General features: G+C 71.6%; 16 protein-coding genes and 1 tRNA gene. 6 read left to right on the top strand and 11 right to left on the bottom strand.

Translation table 11 applies throughout. The features are described from left to right. Positions 1 to 221: 221 nt before the first annotated feature. The 3 genes from ACH5AO_RS21970 to ACH5AO_RS21960 all read right to left on the bottom strand — a co-directional run bounded on the left by ACH5AO_RS21970 (position 222) and on the right by ACH5AO_RS21960 (position 2402). Positions 222 to 1055 (bottom strand): SCO1664 family protein, encoded by an 834-nt coding sequence (locus tag ACH5AO_RS21970; RefSeq protein WP_398927112.1) that lies wholly within the window; start codon positions 1053 to 1055, stop codon positions 222 to 224. After that, entirely contained in the window at positions 1019 to 1609 is a 591-nt protein-coding gene (locus tag ACH5AO_RS21965) for a DUF3090 domain-containing protein (RefSeq protein WP_030825853.1), read from the bottom strand. Before ACH5AO_RS21965 ends, ACH5AO_RS21970 begins: the two co-directional genes overlap by 37 nt. 106 nt (positions 1610 to 1715) lie before the next feature. Further along, a complete protein-coding gene (locus ACH5AO_RS21960) occupies positions 1716 to 2402 on the bottom strand; it encodes a histidine phosphatase family protein (protein WP_217130316.1) in 687 nt (228 codons plus the stop codon). Positions 2403 to 2464: 62 nt separating this feature from the next. Here ACH5AO_RS21960 and corA point away from each other — a divergent pair, with 62 nt between their 5' ends. Further along, a complete protein-coding gene (gene corA, locus ACH5AO_RS21955; protein ID WP_398927110.1) occupies positions 2465 to 3460 on the top strand; it encodes a magnesium/cobalt transporter CorA in 996 nt (331 codons plus the stop codon). A gap of 27 nt (positions 3461 to 3487) precedes the next feature. Here the strand turns inward: corA and ACH5AO_RS21950 are convergent, their stop codons facing one another. Continuing rightward, positions 3488 to 4276 carry a ferritin-like domain-containing protein gene (locus tag ACH5AO_RS21950; RefSeq protein ID WP_398927108.1) on the bottom strand — a complete coding sequence of 263 codons (789 nt, stop codon included), beginning with the start codon at positions 4274 to 4276 and terminating at the stop codon, positions 3488 to 3490. A gap of 278 nt (positions 4277 to 4554) precedes the next feature. Further along, on the bottom strand, positions 4555 to 5610 hold the full coding sequence (locus ACH5AO_RS21945) for an LLM class F420-dependent oxidoreductase (RefSeq protein ID WP_398927106.1): 1056 nt from the start codon (positions 5608 to 5610) through the stop codon (positions 4555 to 4557). Between the two features lie 691 nt (positions 5611 to 6301). Here ACH5AO_RS21945 and ACH5AO_RS21940 point away from each other — a divergent pair. Both ACH5AO_RS21940 and ACH5AO_RS21935 read left to right on the top strand, forming a co-directional pair. Further along, a complete protein-coding gene (locus tag ACH5AO_RS21940) occupies positions 6302 to 7288 on the top strand; it encodes an aldo/keto reductase (protein ID WP_398927104.1) in 987 nt (328 codons plus the stop codon). Further along, positions 7285 to 9321 carry a helix-hairpin-helix domain-containing protein gene (locus ACH5AO_RS21935; RefSeq protein WP_398927102.1) on the top strand — a complete coding sequence of 679 codons (2037 nt, stop codon included), beginning with the start codon at positions 7285 to 7287 and terminating at the stop codon, positions 9319 to 9321. The genes ACH5AO_RS21940 and ACH5AO_RS21935 overlap by 4 nt, the downstream gene beginning before the upstream one ends. Before the next feature lie 61 nt (positions 9322 to 9382). On the opposite strand, the gene ACH5AO_RS21930 is transcribed toward ACH5AO_RS21935, so the two are convergent. After that, positions 9383 to 10054, bottom strand: a complete 672-nt coding sequence (locus ACH5AO_RS21930; protein WP_398927100.1) for a hypothetical protein — start codon at positions 10052 to 10054, stop codon at positions 9383 to 9385. A 47-nt stretch (positions 10055 to 10101) separates the two neighbouring features. Between ACH5AO_RS21930 and ACH5AO_RS21925 the strand changes: the two genes are divergently transcribed. Beyond that, a complete protein-coding gene (locus ACH5AO_RS21925; protein ID WP_004933366.1) occupies positions 10102 to 10290 on the top strand; it encodes a DUF5703 family protein in 189 nt (62 codons plus the stop codon). A gap of 73 nt (positions 10291 to 10363) precedes the next feature. On the opposite strand, the gene ACH5AO_RS21920 is transcribed toward ACH5AO_RS21925, so the two are convergent. The 3 genes from ACH5AO_RS21920 to ACH5AO_RS21910 form a co-directional block, all read right to left on the bottom strand. After that, positions 10364 to 11494, bottom strand: a complete 1131-nt coding sequence (locus tag ACH5AO_RS21920) for a chaplin (RefSeq protein ID WP_398927098.1) — start codon at positions 11492 to 11494, stop codon at positions 10364 to 10366. A 166-nt stretch (positions 11495 to 11660) separates the two neighbouring features. Next, positions 11661 to 11894, bottom strand: a complete 234-nt coding sequence (chpH, locus tag ACH5AO_RS21915; protein ID WP_030867217.1) for a chaplin ChpH — start codon at positions 11892 to 11894, stop codon at positions 11661 to 11663. Positions 11895 to 12046: 152 nt separating this feature from the next. Next, positions 12047 to 13372: a M20/M25/M40 family metallo-hydrolase gene (locus ACH5AO_RS21910; protein WP_398927096.1), complete on the bottom strand. Its 1326-nt coding sequence runs from the start codon at positions 13370 to 13372 to the stop codon at positions 12047 to 12049. Between the two features lie 203 nt (positions 13373 to 13575). On the opposite strand from ACH5AO_RS21910, the gene ACH5AO_RS21905 reads away from it, so the two are divergent. Both ACH5AO_RS21905 and ACH5AO_RS21900 read left to right on the top strand, forming a co-directional pair. Next, positions 13576 to 13663, top strand: a tRNA-Leu gene (locus ACH5AO_RS21905). Positions 13664 to 13867: 204 nt separating this feature from the next. Then, positions 13868 to 14530 (top strand): M15 family metallopeptidase, encoded by a 663-nt coding sequence (locus tag ACH5AO_RS21900; RefSeq protein WP_398927094.1) that lies wholly within the window; start codon positions 13868 to 13870, stop codon positions 14528 to 14530. A 108-nt stretch (positions 14531 to 14638) separates the two neighbouring features. Here the strand turns inward: ACH5AO_RS21900 and ACH5AO_RS21895 are convergent, their stop codons facing one another. Both ACH5AO_RS21895 and ACH5AO_RS21890 read right to left on the bottom strand, forming a co-directional pair. Continuing rightward, a complete protein-coding gene (locus tag ACH5AO_RS21895; RefSeq protein WP_398927092.1) occupies positions 14639 to 14833 on the bottom strand; it encodes a DUF397 domain-containing protein in 195 nt (64 codons plus the stop codon). Positions 14834 to 14853: 20 nt separating this feature from the next. Then, positions 14854 to 15666 carry a helix-turn-helix domain-containing protein gene (locus tag ACH5AO_RS21890; RefSeq protein WP_398927304.1) on the bottom strand — a complete coding sequence of 271 codons (813 nt, stop codon included), beginning with the start codon at positions 15664 to 15666 and terminating at the stop codon, positions 14854 to 14856. Between the last annotated feature and the right edge of the window lie 87 nt (positions 15667 to 15753).

Here is a 15753-nt window from a genome sequence, read left to right as displayed (position 1 = left end):
CCGGGAAGGCGCTCTTGCGCCGCGCCGTCCGGTGTGCTGCCGGTCCTGTTCCGGAGGGTCGGCCGTCCCGTTCCGGAGGGACCGCCTCCCGTGCGGACCGGGCTGCTCCCCGTTCCGGGCGGGCGGCCGTCCCGCTCCGGACGGACCGCCGTCCCGTTCGGACCCAGGCCCGGGAATGACCTGCCGGCCGCCGCCCGGCTCCGGACGAGCCGCCGTCCCGTTCAGACCGGGGGCCAGGGGATGGCCGGCCAGTCGCCGCCCGGCCGCGGGTGGATGCCGGTGGTGAGGAGCGTCTCGACGCGTGCGCGGGTGGCGTCGATCTCCGCGCGGGTGATGAGGGGGGTCAGGGCGGCGGTGAGGGCGCCGGTGTCGGTGAGGGCCGTTCTGAGGCCCTCGAGGACGTCCAGCGCCTCCGCGGTCAGGGGCTCACCCGCCCAGCCCCACAGCAGGGTGCGGAGCTTGTCCTCGGCGTTGAAGGTGACCCCGTGGTCGATGCCGTACAGCGGGCCCTCCGCGGTGGGCAGCAGGTGCCCGCCCTTGCGGTCGGCGTTGTTGATCACCGCGTCGAGGACCGCGAGCCGGCGCAGCCGCTCGTCGTCGGCGTGCACGAGCAGTGCGGTGCGGCCCTCACCGACCTCGGCGAAGCCGACCGCCTTCCAGCCCGGCTCCGGTTCCTCGCCGTCGACCAGGGCGAGGAGCTCGGCGCCGGGCACCGTCTCGATCCACAGCTGGCACATGCCCTCGCCGTAGGGGCCGTCGCGGAGCACTGTGGGCGGGACGAGGCCCCAGCCGGTCGCCTCGGAGACCGCGTACGCGGCGACCTCGCGTCCGGCGAGCGTGCCGTCGGGGAAGTCCCACAGGGGCCGCTCCCCGGCGACCGGTTTGTAGACGCAGGCGGCCTCGCGTCCCTCATGGGTGACGGTGCAGTACAGTGCCGCGTTCGACGCCTCGCGGATGCGTCCGCGCACGGTCAGCTCACCCTCGGCGAGCAGCGCCGCGGTGGTCGGGTCTGCGGCCGTCACGCTCCGCGGCGGTATCCGTTCTGGCGCGGACATACGTGTCCTTCCGGGTCGAGCGGGAGGCTGCACAGCGGGCACGGCGGCCGCCCGGCGTTGACGACGTCGAGGGCGCGCTTGGCGAAGGCCCGGGCCTGCGCGCCGGTGAGCCGGACGCGGAGCATCGGGGGCCCGTTCTCCTCGTCCTGGAGCAGCCGCTCCTCGGCCTCGGCGAGGTCCTCCTCGGACTCGGCGTCCAGTTCGACGAGCGCCTGCGCCTCGACGATCATGCGCTGCTCCTCGCCGTCCCAGGCGAGCGCCATGGTGCCGACGCGGAACTCCTCCTCCACGGGGGTGTCCAGCGGGGCGCTGTCGGTGATCTCGGCCGGCGTCATCGCGGGCACCGCGGCGCTGCCGCCGCTGCGGCGCACGACCTCGTCGAGCAGTTCGTCCATCCGCTCGGCGAGCGCCGCGACCTGGGTCTTCTCCAGAGCCACGCTGGTCACCCGGGAGCCGGCGGAGGCCTGGAGGAAGAACGTACGGCGCCCTGGCAGCCCGACCGTACCGGCCACGAAACGTTCCGGTTGGTCGTAGAGGAACACCTGACGGGACACGTCCTGTCTCCATTGAGAGTCGTGGTGGGCGGTGAGGGGGGACGGGCGGCTGGTCGAAACGGGGACGCACTCTGCTGCGACCGCTTCACCCTACTGCGCCCGACGATCACGGTGCGCCCGCGTCGCCCCCGACCGTGGCGTCGTCGGCCGGCGGTTCCTCGCGCGGCGCCAGGGACGCGAGGTCGCCGGTGTCGCCGAGGCGGACGAGAAAAGGACGCAACCGTGTGTAACGGATCGCGGTGATGGAACACGGTTCAACGGAAATCCGCTGGAAGAGGTCGAGATGAAGTCCGAGTGCGTCCGCGACGAGAGACTTGATGATGTCGCCGTGCGAGCACATGAGGTACACGGCGTCGGCGCCGTGATCGCGCTCCACGCGCGCGTTCCACTCGCGCACCGCCTCGGCGGCGCGCGTCTGCATCGCGCGCATGGACTCCCCGCCGGGGAAGGCCGCCGCCGACGGGTGCGCCTGCACCACCTCCATCAGGGGCTCGTCCTTGAGTTCGGCGAGTTTGCGGCCGGACCAGTCGCCGTAGTGGCACTCGCCGATGCGGTCGTCGGTGTGCGGGGTGAGGCCGGGACGGGCGTCCAGCAACGGCCGGAGGGTCTCCCGGCAGCGCTGGAGCGGGCTGGTGACGATCTCGGCCAGCGGCAGTTCGGCGAGCCGTCCGGGCAGTGCGGCGGCCTGGGCGGCGCCGCGGTCGTCGAGGGCGACGCCGGGCGTCCACCCGGCGAGCAGTCCTTCGGTGTTGGCGGTGGAACGTCCGTGCCGGACCAGGAGCAGCGTGGGCATGCGGCCCAGGGTAGGCGCATCCGCGGGTGCGGTGTCCGTGAGAGGGAGGGAGAAGACGCTTCGTGATCGTCGACTGTGCCATCTACCGGGAGGGGCACCGGTCGGAGGGGCCCCATGACTTCTCCGACGCGCTGGACGAGGCGCGGTCGGCCGGGGGGTTCGTCTGGATCGGGCTGCACGAGCCGACGGCGGACGAGTTCGACCTGGTCACGCAGGAGTTCAGCCTGCACCCGCTGGCGGTCGAGGACGCCCTCAAGGCCCATCAGCGACCCAAGCTGGAGGTGTACGACGACTCGCTCTTCGTGGTGCTGAAACCGGTCGGCTACGAGCCGCGGAGCGACACCGTCTCCTCCGGCGAAGTCATGATCTTCCTCGGTGACTCCTTCGCCGTGACCGTGCGGCACGGGGAGGACGCGCCGCTCGGGGCCGTGCGGCGGCGGCTCGAGCGTGAGCCCGAACTGCTGGGCGAGGGGCCCACCTCGGTGCTGTACGCGGTCGCCGACGCCGTCGTCGACCACTACCTGGACGTGGCGACCGAGCTGCAGACCGACCTGGAGGAGCTGGAGACGGAGGTCTTCAGCCCCGACAGCGGGGGGTCGCGGTACACCGCGTCCAAGATCTACAACTTCAAGCGGCAGATCCTGGAGTTCCGCCGCGCCACCGGGCCGCTGGCGCTGCCGATGACGCGGCTGGCGGGGATCGGCACGTACGGGGGGAAGGTGCCGTTCGTGGAGGACCGGGTGCGACCCTTCTTCCGTGACGTGCACGACCACCTCACCCGGGTGAACGAGTCCGTGGAGGGGCTGGACCGGCTGGTCTCGGACATCCTCTCGGCGCACCTGGCGCAGATGAGCGTGCGGCAGAACGACGACATGCGGAAGATCTCCGCGTGGGCGGCCATGGCCGCGGTCCCCACGATGATCGCGGGGATCTACGGGATGAACTTCGAGCACATGCCGGAGTTGCGGTGGGAGTGGTCGTATCCGGTGGTGGTCCTGGTGATGGTGGGGCTGGAGGTGTTGCTGTTCCGCCTGTTCAAGCGGCGGGGGTGGATGTGAGGGGCCGTGTCGGCGTCCGGTGGGCGGTCACGCGAACTCCGGTTCCGGGTCCGCCGGGCCGCCGAGCGCATTGCGGCGGTCGGGCATCCTGAGGGAGACCATGCGGCGCCAGCCGCCCAGGCGTTCGTACGCGTACACCGCGTGGATGCCTGCCGCGAGGACCGCCGCCTTGGGTGCGGGCCAGCCGAGGATGCGTCCCATGTGGGCCATCACCGCCAGGCTGACATCCCGGTAGACGCGGATCTCCGCGAGCGCGCACGCGCGCAGGGTGCGCTGGATGGCGCGGCCGTGCCCGGCGTACGCGAAGCGCAGCAGTTCCTCGTGGCAGTAGGCGAGGTGGTTGTCCTCGTCGTCGGAGATCATCCTGACCGCGCGGCCGAGGTCGGGGTGGTCGGAGAAGTGCTTGCGCAGCAGGTTCATCTGCTCGGAGGCGCGTTGCTCGGTGACCCTGCTGTGGGCGAGGTAGGTGACGATGTCCTGGACGGTGAGCGGCTCGTCGCGCTTCAGCCGGCCGTGGGCCAGGCCGATGCCGTTGTTCTCGAGGAGCATCGTGTAGTCGGTCTCCTGGGGGACCGGAACGGGCTTGAGGCCGCGCTTCTTCATCAGGGCGTTGAAGATGCGGCCGTGCTTGTCCTCGTCGGCGCCGTGCCTGGTGATCTTGGGGGCGAGTTCGCGCCGGGTCTCGGGGACCAGCGCGGCGATACGGGCGTTCTCCCAGCCGCCCTGGGACTCGCCGCTCGCGGCGATGGAGCAGAACAGGGCGAAGGACTCGTCGTTGTCGAGGATCTCCTGGAACAGACTCTTGGCCGAAAGCATGGTGGGCCACCTCTCCGCGGGTTTTCCGCTCTCCGTGGTCTTTCAGCTCTCCGTGGTCTTTCCGCTCTCTACCGGCTTTCGCGGCTTCGCAGTTCCGCAAAGAACGAGTCAAGTGCGCGGGGTGGGTGGCGGCAACAGGTGTGCCCGGCAACTCCTCCGAAAGGAGTACGGGAGAGGGGCGCGGGGGCGTAACCGGGCGGGTCGGCGGGCGTTGTGGTGGGTGACGGACGTCACGGCCGTGGCGGGGTGCCCCCGAGCCCCCGCCACGGCCGTGAGGCCTACGCGAGACCCGCGCGCTCCAGGGCTTCGGTTCCGGCGCGGAGCGCCGCGAGGCGCTCGTCGAGCGTGAAGCCGGCCGGGGCGAGGGTGAGGGTGGTGACTCCGGCGGCGGCGTAGGCCTTCATCCGGTCGGCGATGCGGTCGACGGAGCCAAGGAGGGTGGTCCTGTCGATCAGGTCGTGCGGGACGGCGGCGGCCGCGCCCTGCTTGTCGCCGGTGAGGTACTTGTCCTGGATCTCGGCGGCCTCGCGTTCGTAGCCCATGCGCCGGGCGAGCTGGTTGTAGAAGTTCTGCTTGCGGCTGCCCATGCCGCCGACGTACAGCGCGGTGTAGGGGCGGAAGGTGTCGGCGAGGGTGGTGACGTCCTTGTCGTCGCCGACGGCGAGGGGGACGGTGGGGCAGACGTCGAAGCCGTCGAGGGTCTTGCCGGCCTTCTCGCGGCCCGCGCGGAGGTGCTTGACGGCGGTGTCCTCGAGGTGGTCGGCGGAGGGGAAGATCAGCAGGGCGCCGTCGGCGATCTCGCCGGTCTGTTCGAGGTTCTTCGGGCCGATGGCGGCGATGTAGAGGGGGATGTGCTCGCGCTGGGGGTGCACGGTGAGCTTGATGGGCTTGCCGGGGCCGCCGGGGAGGGGGAGGGTCCAGTGCTCGCCGTCGTGGGTGAGGCGTTCGCGGGTCATGGCCTTGCGGATGATCTCGACGTACTCGCGGGTGCGGGCGAGCGGCTTGTCGAACTTGACGCCGTACCAGCCCTCGGAGACCTGGGGGCCGGAGACGCCGAGGCCGAGGCGGAAGCGGCCCTGGGAGAGGGAGTCCAGGGTGGCGGCCGTCATCGCCGTCATGGCCGGCTGACGGGCCGGGATCTGGAAGATGGCCGAGCCCACGTCGATGCGGTGGGTCTGGGCGGCGACCCAGGTGAGGACGGTGGCGGCGTCGGAGCCGTAGGCCTCCGCGGCCCAGCAGACGGCGTATCCGAGGCGGTCCGCCTCCTGGGCCACGGCGAGGTTGTCCGCGTCCATTCCGGCACCCCAGTAGCCGAGGTTGATCCCTAGCTGCATGGCGGCTCTCCCCTTACCGATGAGTAACGTCGTTTGTGCGGAGACCTTATACCTCCGGTGGTCGGGTGGGATGCCTGCGGCGCCTGTGCGGCTTCGGTGGGGGTGCGGGTCTTGTGCCTGCGGCGCATCGTTCGGTCCGGTGGGGGCGGGTGTAGCGCCCACGGCCGGTGGGTGGGTCGGGGCCGTGTCGGGGGTGGCCGTCCTCGGACCGGCGCGGATCACGTCACTCGGAAGGAGTGCGGGGCGCGGACGCGCCGGCCACTGCGGGCGGCCACCCCCGCCCCGCCCCCTTCCCGCCGTACGCGCCTGCCGACCGCTCCCCGCGTAACCGCGGGCAGTCGTGCCTCCCCCAGTGCCTCAAGGGCCTGGGAGGTACCCCCAGGGCGATGGGGGTACCTCCCGCTCGAGCGGAGCCGAGAGTGGGGGAGGGTGGGCGATGGGGGTACCTCCCGCTCATGGGGGTCCCCCGCTCGAGCGGAGTCGAGAGTGGGGGAGAAGCCGAGAGTGGGGGAGGCGCCCCGTGAGCGCCGGGCCGCGCGAACACCCCCCGGCCCACACCCACGCCGGGCACCGCACGACGCGCCGGGCCTCGCGGGCCCGTCCCCGGCCCGCACCGACCGGTCACCCCCTCGGGAAATCCGTTGTCCACAGGCACCCACACCAAAGGCTCTGGCCAGTAATCTCGGCGTTCATGGAGCAGAGGCATCTCGGCCGTACCGGCCTTCGCGTGTCCCGGATCGGGCTCGGGACTCTGACCTGGGGTCGGGACACCGACGAGCACGACGCCGCGGACCTCTTGAAGACGTTCTGGGAAGCCGGCGGGACCCTCGTCGACACCGCCGACGTGTACGGCGACGGGGAGTCCGAGTACCTGCTCGGGAAGCTGATGGACGGGCTGGTGCCGCGCCGGGACCTCGTCATCTCCACGAAGGCCGGGAGCGTACCCGACCCGGACCGCCGCTTCGACGGCTCGCGCGGCCATCTGCTCTCCGCCCTGGACGCCTCGCTCGCCCGCCTCGGCACCGACTACGTCGACGTGTGGCACGTCCACGCCTACGACCCCCTCACCCCGATGGACGAGACGCTCGCCGCGCTCGACACCGCCGTCGGCAGCGGGCGCGTGCGGTACGCCGGTGTCTCCAACTTCTGCGGCTGGCAGCTGGCCAAGGCGGCGACCTGGCAGCTCGCCGCGCCGGGCGCGCGGACCCGGCTGGCGAGCACGCAGATGGAGTACTCGCTGCTCCAGCGGGGTGTGGAGCGCGAGGTCCTTCCCGCCGCGCTCGATCTGGGCATCGGCCTGTTGCCGTCCTCGCCGCTCGGCCGGGGCGTGCTCACCGGCAAGTACCGCAACGACTCCGCGCCGGCGGGCTCCCGGGGTGCCTCGGAGCACCTCGCGCTGTTCGTCGAGCCGTATCTCGACGACACGGCGAGCCGCATCGTGGACGCCGTGACCACGGCGGCGGACGGGCTCGCCGTGACCGCGCTGCAGGTGGCCCTCGCCTGGGTCCGTGACCGGCCCGGTGTGGCCGCCCCCATCGTCGGCGCGCGCACCGCGCAGCAGCTCACGGCGGCGTTGTCAGTGGAGGCCCTTAGTCTTCCTGACGAGATCTGCCGGGCTCTCGACGACGTGTCGGCGCCCGTGCACCGCTATCCCGATCACGACTGGAGCACGCTGTGAGCACGGAGCCGCCCGAGACCGCGGAGGACGCCGAGGAGCCGGGGACGTCCGCCGAGGGCGCGCAGGTGTCCGAGGCCGAGGCCGAGCTGGCCGCGCAGCGCGTGGAGCGGGAGCGGATCGAGCGGCGGAAGGCGGAGCGGCAGGGGCCGATCGAGGCCGGGGGCAAGCTGAGCGGCACGGCCGCGGATCTGCTGGCCGCCGTGCGGGCCGTGGAGAGCGGGGAGAAGCCGGCCGCCGCCGTGTTCGCGGAGGCCGGGCCCGTGCCGCGGCGGCCCGCTCCCGAGCCCGAGCGCCGGGTTCCGGCCGTGACCCCGGGCCCGGTGCTCCCCGCCGCCGGTGCCGTCGAGGAGGTGCGAGCGGTGCTGGTCCAGGGGGGCGCGCCGGAGGGGATCGCCGTACAGGCCGCCGGCGTGTTCGGGGACGGGGGCGGCGACGTGCTGCGCGCCGATCCCTGGCAGTTGCTGCGGGTCCCCGGGGTGCGGCCCGAGCAGGCGGACGGGTTCGCCCGGGCGCTGCTCGGCGCCGGGGCCGGGCCGGACGACGAGCGGCGGGGGCGGGCGGTGACCGTGTGGCTGCTGGAGCAGGCCGCGCTGGCCGGACACACCGTGCTGGAGATGTCGGCGCTGGTCGCCGCGCTGGGGCGGCAAGGGGTGCCGGAGCCCGAGGAGACCGTGGGGAACGCCGTCTCGGAGGGGGACGTGCTCGTCTTCCAGGACGCCGTCGGCGAAGCCGGGGAGGACGGGGAGCGGCCGGTTCGGGTGCTGGTGGGGCTGGAGCGGTGTGCGCTGGCCGAGGAGAGTCTGGCCGACGGGCTGGCCCGGCTGGTCAACTCCGTGACCGGGCGGGACGGTGCGGACGAGGAGTGGGAGCGTGCGGCCGCCTCGGCGGAGGGTTCCGCGGGTGAGCTGATCCGGGCGGTCGCCGGGCACGGGCTGGTGCTGCACACCGGCGGGGAGGCCTCGCTGGCCGAGCCGGCGGCACTGGTGGGTGCCGCGCGGGGGCTGGGGTTGCGGGTCTGGGCCGCCGCCCACGGTCCGGTGGGGCGTGCCCGGTTCGCGGGCCTGGTCGGGGGGTCCGGGGTCGCCACCGTCGCCGGACTGCTGTCCGGTGCCGAGGGGCCCGGGCGGGACGCCGACGGGGCGCTGGCCGTGGATCTGCTGGTGGTGCTCGACGCCCCGCAGCTGGATGTCGAGACCGCCGCGCTGGTGACGGAGTCGCTGCCGGACGGGGCACGGCTGGTGCTGGCCGGTGATCCGGGCGTGCTGTGGTCGGTGGGGCCGGGGCGGGTGTTCGCGGATCTGCTGGCGGCGCGGGTCTGCCCGCAGATCGCCTCGCGGCGGCCGGACCCCGGTCCGCTGGGCGAGCTGGTCTCGGGCATCGGTGTCGGCGAGCTGAACCAGGTGGCGGCGCCCGGCAAGGAGGTCGTGATCGTGCCGGTGCGGGACGCGGGGGAGGCCGTGCACCGGACCGTGCAGCTGGTGGTGGACTCGGTGCCGCGCGCGATCGGGGTGCCGGCCGAGGAGACCCAGGTGATCACCCCGGGGCACGGGGGCGCGGTGGGGACGCGTGTGCTGAACGCGGCGCTCAAGGAGCGGCTGAATCCGGGGCCGGGGCGCTTCGGCGGGTTCGACCCGGGTGACCGGGTCGCCTACTCCCCCGCTCCGGGGCGTACGCTGCCGGGCCGCGTGGTGCGGGCCGACGGCGAAGGGCTGCACCTGGAGTGCGGGGGCGAGGAGATCGTCGTGCCGAGGGAGCGGGTGGAGTCGTCCGTGCGGCACGGGTGGGCGCTGACCGCGCACCAGACGGTGGGCTGCCGGTGGCCCGCGGTGGTCGCGGTGCTGCCCGGTGACGCTGTGCAGGCGCTGAGCCGGCCCTGGGTGTACACGGCGTTCGGCAGGGCCGACCGGCATCTGTCCGTGGTGCACGGCGTGGAGCAGGCGCTGCCGCGTGCCGTGGCCGAGGTGACGGCGAAGCCGCGGACCACCCGGTTGCCGGTGCTGCTGGCCCCGCAGGTGCCGGTGGCGGAGGGCTGATCCGGGTCCGTGCGCGGGCGGCGGCACCCGGGGGTGCCGCCGCCGTGCGGGGCGGGTGCGGTCAGCGGTCCGCGTCGAGGGGTTCCAGGTCCTCGTCCTCGTCCAGGCCCGGGTCCAGCTCGTCCTCCAGGTCCTCCTCGTCGTCGTCGAAGACCGCGCTGACGTCGAAGCGGCACACCACCTGCTGCGGGTCCACCTGCTCGAACGGCGCCTCCAGCCACTCGCCGGGTTCCGCGGGTTCGTCCGATGCCGTCACCCAGAGCGTGGAGTCGCCTTCCTCCAGTCCGAACTCCTTGTGCCGGGAGGCGATCTCGTCCGGCTCGAACTCGCCGAACAGCAGGCCGAGCGCTCCGTGGACGGTGCCCGACGCCTCCGAGGTCTCGTCGTCGGCCGCCTCGATCCGCTGGGCGTGGGCGCGCAGCCGCTGGGGTTCCACGACGGCGTAGTCGCGGCGGATCAGCACGCTGAGCGCCGCCGGCTCCTCGGGACCGGTGTAGGGCGGCGCGTCCTCCGCGCCGGGGATCTCGAAGGGGGTGACCTCGTCGTAGCGGTCGTAGAGCAGTTCGTCGTACGCCTCCGCGGCCGCGGCCAGCTGGTTGAACGCCTCGTAGACGGCCGGGTCGTCCTCCCCCGACCGGCGTTCGACCGCGGCCAGGTGGCGGTCGAGCGCGGTCTTCACCGCCTCGGCGGCGGCGCGTACCTCGGCAGCGGTGGGCTGCGCAGCATCAGACATAGTGCAGACGCTATCCGTACCGGGGCCCGGCCCGCACAATAGATGCGATGCCGGAATACGAATTTGTCGACGTGTACGTACCGCGCGGGGTCTCCCGCAAGGAGACGGCACGTCTGCTGACGGACCATGCAGAGTACGGTCACTGGGAGTTGTACCGCCTGACGCTGATGCGTGACGGCAGTCGCAGGGTGCGGCTGCGGAGGCGGATCATCCGCCAGGTGCGTGCCACCTGGTGATCTTCGACACCCGACCGGAATCACACGACGGAGCGGACCCCGCGGTCGCGGGGTCCGCTCCGTGTGTCCGGTGTCACGCGGCGGTCCGTGCCTTGCGGTAGAGGACCGCGCCGGCGAGCAGGGCGCCCGCGCCGACGGGCAGGACGAGCCCCATCGGCAGCTCGCTGCCGGTCTGCGCGAGCTGCGCGTCGTGCCGGGGGTGGGTGAGGGAGTGGGTCCCCGGCTGGTCGCCGGCCGACGGGCGGTCCGGGGTGCCCGGTTCGTCACCGGGGTGCTCGGGACTGCCGGGGTCGCCCGGGTCACCGGGGTCGCCCGGGTCGCCCGGGTCGCCGGGCTGTGCCGGGGTGTCGTGGCCCGGGTCGCCGTTCGCGCAGTCGTTGCCCTCGGTGGCGTTGCCGACGCCGAGGATGTCGACGCCGTTGCCGCAGACGTTCACCGGGACGTGGATCGGTACCTGGACGTGGTTGCCGGAACCCACGCCGGGCGAGCCCTCGGTGTACCCGTCGGCGTGCGAACCGCCGTGGCCGCCGGAGTCGCCGTGACCGCCCGCGGAGGGACCACTCTCGTTGGCGCAGGAGTTCCCCACGGACGGATTGAGAACACCGCCGACATCGACCGTGTTGCCGCAGACGTTCACCGGCACGTGCACCGGCGCCTGCACCACGTTCCCCGAGAGCGCGCCGGGCGAGCCCTCGGCGTGCCCGCCGGCGTGCGAACCACCGTGGCCGCCGGAGTCGCCGTAACCGCCCGAGGAGGAGCCACCCTGGTTCGCGCAGTCGTTGCCCTCGGTGGCGTTGCCGGCGCCGAGGACGTTGACGCTGTTGCCGCAGACGTTCACCGGCACGTGCACCGGCGCCTGCACCACGTTCCCCGAGAGCGCGCCGGGCGAGCCCTCGGCGTGCCCGTCGGCGTGCGAACCGCCATGGCCCCCGGAGTCGCCGTGACCGCCCGAGGAAGGGCCACTCTCGTTGGCGCAGGAGTTCCCCACGGACGGATTGAGAACACCGCCGACATCGACCGTGTTGCCGCAGACGTTCACCGGGATGTCCACCGGTGCCTGCACCACGTTCCCGGAACCCACGCCGGGTGAGCCGGCGGCGTGGCCCGTCGCGCCGGAGTGGGCGTGGGCGGCCCCGCTCGCGGCCGCGAGTACGCCCGTGGCGGCCGCCATCGTCATCAGGCCCTTGCGGGTGACCTGTCGCATTGCTGAATTCCCTGCCTTCGACCTGGTGCCGGGGATCGGTCTTCCGACGGATTCCCGGTGTTCCGACGTTCGACGAGACCGGTCGGCCCCGGAGCGCATGGCGGGCGCTCCGGGGCCGACGGGCTCAAGCCCTCAGCGGGCATGCCCTAGAGGGCGAGGCACAACGTCACTTGTTGATGCAGACGTTGCCGAAGGCGGGGTTCAGCAGCCCGATCACGGAGATCGTGTTGCCGCAGACGTTCACGGGGACGTGGATCGGGGCCTGCACGACGTTGCCGGAAAGGACACCCGGGGAGTGCACGGCGGCACCCTGGGCACCGGAGTCGGCGGCGGCCATGCCCGCGCCCGCGAGAACCAGACCACCGGTAGCAGCCGCGACGGCGACGACCTTCTTCAGCATCATTCCTCCTTGTTGGCAAAGCGATCCAAAGTCGCGGATCACATCACGGCTAACGAGGACGGAGTAATGAGGCTACGAGCTTATCGTCGCATTCACTCTTTTCAGTCAACTCCGCACGTCTGGACGATTATTGGGGTCATCGGGTAACCGTCTCAGCTCGCGTCGAGGAAGCGGTCGAGCACCCGCACGCCGAACTTCAGGCCGTCCACCGGAACCCGCTCGTCGACCCCGTGGAACATGCCGGCGAAGTCCAGCTCCGGGGGCAGCTTCAGCGGGGCGAAGCCGAAGCCCCGGATGCCGAGGTCGTCGAAGGACTTGGCGTCCGTCCCGCCGGAGAGCATGTACGGGACGGCCTTCGCGGCCGGGTCCTCGGCCACCAGCGCGGACTGCATCGCGTCCACGAGGGCTCCGTCGAACGTGGTCTCGACGGCCTTGTCGGAGTGGACGTCCTCGCGCCGCACCTTCGGACCGAGGATCCGGTCGAGGTCGGCGAGGAACTCCTCCTCGTGTCCGGGCAGGAAACGGCCGTCCACGTGCGCGGTCGCCTCGCCCGGGATGACGTTGACCTTGTAGCCCGCGCCCAGCTGGGTGGGGTTGGCGGTGTTGCTGAGCGTCGCGCCGATGAGCTTGGCGATGCCTCCGAGCCTGGCGAGGGTCCCCTCCATGTTCTCCGGGTCGAGCTCGGTCCCGAGGGCGTCGCCCAGCTCGTCGAGGAAGGCCCGGGTCGTCTTCGTGACGCGGACCGGGAACTTATGCCGGCCGAGGCGCGCGACGGCCTCCGACAGCTCGGTGATGGCGTTGTCGCGGTGGATCATCGACCCGTGCCCGGCGGTGCCGGCCACGGTCAGCTTCATCCAGTGCATGCCCTTCTCGGCCGTCTGGATCAGATACAGCCGGCGCTGCTCGCTGACGGTGAACGAGAAGCCGCCCACCTCGCTGATCGCCTCGGTGACGCCCTCGAAGAGGTCCGGGTGGTGGTCGACCAGGTGGCGGGCGCCGTACGTCCCTCCGGCCTCCTCGTCGGCGAGAAAGGCGAGGACGACGTCGCGCGGGGGCTTGCGTCCGCTGCGCATCCGGTCGCGGACGACCGCGAGGGTCATCGCGTCCATGTCCTTCATGTCGACGGCCCCGCGCCCCCACACGCAGCCGTCGGCGATCTCGCCGGAGAAGGGGTGGTGGGTCCAGTCGTCGGCGTTGGCCGGTACGACGTCGGTGTGGCCGTGGATGAGCAGCGCGGGCCGGGAGGGGTCCTCGCCCTCGATCCGGGCCACCGTGGAGGCGCGCCCCGGGTGCGACTCGAAGATCCGCGGTTCCAGGCCCACCTCGGCGAGCTTCTCGGCGACGTACTCGGCCGCCTTGCGCTCGCCGGGGCCCGAGTGGTCGCCGTAGTTGCTGGTGTCGATCCGGATCAGCTCGCGGCAGAGGTCCACGACCTCGTCCTCACCGGTGACGCTCCTGGCCGTGTCCGTCTCGCTCACGTGCTTCCTCCCGCTGCTGGTGTTCCCGCTGGTGGGTCGTCCCCTCATCCTCTCTCCCCCGCGGTCGCTCCCCAAGACCCGGCCCGGCCCGTCACACGCCGTTCACGCGACGGCGCGGCCGGGCGGGGGTGATCGGCCACCCCGGAACACCTGGTAATGTTTACGTCGTCGCCAAGGGGGAAACCCCACGCGACAGACACCTTGTCCGGGTGGCGGAATGGCAGACGCGCTAGCTTGAGGTGCTAGTGCCCTTTATCGGGCGTGGGGGTTCAAGTCCCCCCTCGGACACCAGCAAGATCACTGAAGGCCCCTGATCATCAGGGGCCTTCAGTGTTTTCCGCCACGGCCGCCCGTCCCACACCGTACGGCCGGGTCGCGCGACACCGAGCCCGGGGTGTCTTCCGAACGCGGGCCACCAATCAAGGACTGGCTGAATCTGCCTCGCGCTCTGCCCGAGAAGGTCCGCCGAGTCGAGTGTTGCGAGATGATCACGGCATGAGTGAAATCGTGCTGATGTCGGATCCGAAGGTCACCGCCGTACCCGTTGCAGAGTGCGGCGAACGTCTCGTGGACGTTCGGGCGGGCGGTTCGTTGCTGATCGATGCACGCAAGCAGGATCCGGCAGATGCCTTTGCGTACCTGCGGGAAGGCGTGCTGGAACGGCTGCTCAAGGCCCAGACGACACTTCCGCAGGACGTACGGCTGCTCTTCGTCGAGGGGTGCCGGCCGCCTTCCCTGCAGCAGAAGTACTTCGAGGAGTACACGAGCCGGCTGCGGGCCATCCACCCGGAATGGTCCCCCGGACAGATCCATTCGGCGGCGAGCCGGTATGTGTCGCCGCCCGAGATCGCTCCGCACAGCGCCGGAGCGGCCGTCGACCTCACTCTGGCCGATGTCAGTGGGCGCGAATTGGACCTGGGCACACGGATGAACGCCGACCCGGAGGAGAGCAAGGGCGCCTGCTACACCCATGCCGCCAACATCAGCCAGGAGGCCCGCGCCAACCGGAAGCTCCTGGGTTCCGTGCTGGAGGCGGCGGGTCTGGTGAACTACCCCACGGAATGGTGGCACTGGTCGTTCGGAGACCGCTACTGGGCTCTGCTCACGGGTGAGGCCGTCGCTTGTTACGGCCCGAAGGAGATCGCACCGCTCGGATGACCGGCCCGGGCTCGCCGGGCCGACCGGTCACACAGCGCGTCTCCCGCCCCAGCGGACGCCCTTACTCGCGCCGAGATCCTCTCCGCGGTTACTTTCGTACGGTCCGGGTCAAACCTCGTTACTGCGGCGTGCGGCAAAGCCGGTGAAGGCCGTCCACGCGGTGGGGGTCACGGTGAGCACGGAACCAGTGACGATCTTGGAGTCACGGACGTGAACGGCTTGCCGGGAAGCAGCCACCTCTACGCACTGGCCGCCCTCAGCACCGCTGTAGCTGCTCCTGAACCACCGCAGGTCCTGAGCCATGGTCGTGATCCCTCGGACGTTCATAGCTCCCTCAGCAACTTCTCGATGTAGGCCAGAGACTCACACGGGGTGAGGGCCTGCGCACGGATGATCCCATAGCGTGCGGCGAGCACGCGGACCTCTTCACGAGAAGTCACCAGTGTGCTACGTCCCTGCGCTTCTGTGTAGCCGATCTGCTCTCCTCCCTTACGGGAGAACACCGTGAAGCCGCCGTCCACACCGGCGTTGTCCTCCCGATCGAGCGGCATCAGTTGCACTTCGACGTTGCGCTTCTCTCCGATCAGAAGGATCTGCTCCAGCTGTCCCCGCACCACCGTGGTTCCGCCGAGTCGCCGCAACAATACGGACTCCTCCATGACGAAACTGAACAGAGGCGCGGGCCACTTGTTGAAGATCTCCTGGCGAGCCAGACGCGCCGCTACCCGCTCTTCAATCGTCTCTTCCTTCAGGAGCGGTCGGCGCATGCGCAGAACCCCTCGCGTGTACTCCTCCGTCTGCAGCAGGCCGTTGACCATGTGGGTGTCGTACACCTGCAACTCGACCGCCTCCGCCTCCAACCGCGCCGCATCCCGGAAGAACGCCGGATACCGCGCCCGCGCGACCTCTTCCTTCATCGCCCGCAGGACGCCCCCGGCGTCCAGTACCTCATCCGCCTTGTCGATCAGCTCCGGTTTGGGGATGCGTCGGCCGAGTTCGACCGACGTGATCTGGTCCTCCCCGTAACCGAGCCGGGACCCCAGCTCCCTCCGCGTCAACCCAGCCCGCTCCCGCAGGAGTCTCATCTGCCGCCCGAAGCACCGCAGGAAGTTCGCCCCGTCGTCCTGTTCCACCATGCCCGCCGCCTCCGGCACCTCATCGCCCACGGTTCTGATGCGCGGCCGTACAGGCTGGAACCGTGCACGCAGCGCGACGTATCACGC

This window comes from Streptomyces sp. NPDC018964, assembly GCF_044390325.1.
Lineage (GTDB): Bacteria > Actinomycetota > Actinomycetes > Streptomycetales > Streptomycetaceae > Streptomyces.
The sequence above is the reverse complement of the archived record's forward strand: the minus strand, read 5'-3'. Positions and strand labels throughout refer to the sequence as shown.

Coding starts and splice junctions, on each gene's coding strand:
- ACH5AO_RS21970 (WP_398927112.1), bottom strand. CDS start 1,055: ATGTCCGCGCCAGAACGGATACCGCCGCGGAGCGTGACGGCCGCAGAC.
- ACH5AO_RS21960 (WP_217130316.1), bottom strand. CDS start 2,402: ATGCCCACGCTGCTCCTGGTCCGGCACGGACGTTCCACCGCCAACACC.
- ACH5AO_RS21950 (WP_398927108.1), bottom strand. CDS start 4,276: ATGCTTTCGGCCAAGAGTCTGTTCCAGGAGATCCTCGACAACGACGAG.
- ACH5AO_RS21945 (WP_398927106.1), bottom strand. CDS start 5,610: ATGCAGCTAGGGATCAACCTCGGCTACTGGGGTGCCGGAATGGACGCG.
- ACH5AO_RS21940 (WP_398927104.1), top strand. CDS start 6,302: ATGGAGCAGAGGCATCTCGGCCGTACCGGCCTTCGCGTGTCCCGGATC.
- ACH5AO_RS21930 (WP_398927100.1), bottom strand. CDS start 10,054: ATGTCTGATGCTGCGCAGCCCACCGCTGCCGAGGTACGCGCCGCCGCC.
- ACH5AO_RS21925 (WP_004933366.1), top strand. CDS start 10,102: ATGCCGGAATACGAATTTGTCGACGTGTACGTACCGCGCGGGGTCTCC.
- ACH5AO_RS21920 (WP_398927098.1), bottom strand. CDS start 11,494: ATGCGACAGGTCACCCGCAAGGGCCTGATGACGATGGCGGCCGCCACG.
- chpH (WP_030867217.1), bottom strand. CDS start 11,894: ATGCTGAAGAAGGTCGTCGCCGTCGCGGCTGCTACCGGTGGTCTGGTT.
- ACH5AO_RS21900 (WP_398927094.1), top strand. CDS start 13,868: ATGAGTGAAATCGTGCTGATGTCGGATCCGAAGGTCACCGCCGTACCC.
- ACH5AO_RS21895 (WP_398927092.1), bottom strand. CDS start 14,833: ATGGCTCAGGACCTGCGGTGGTTCAGGAGCAGCTACAGCGGTGCTGAG.
- ACH5AO_RS21890 (WP_398927304.1), bottom strand. CDS start 15,666: ATGGTGGAACAGGACGACGGGGCGAACTTCCTGCGGTGCTTCGGGCGG.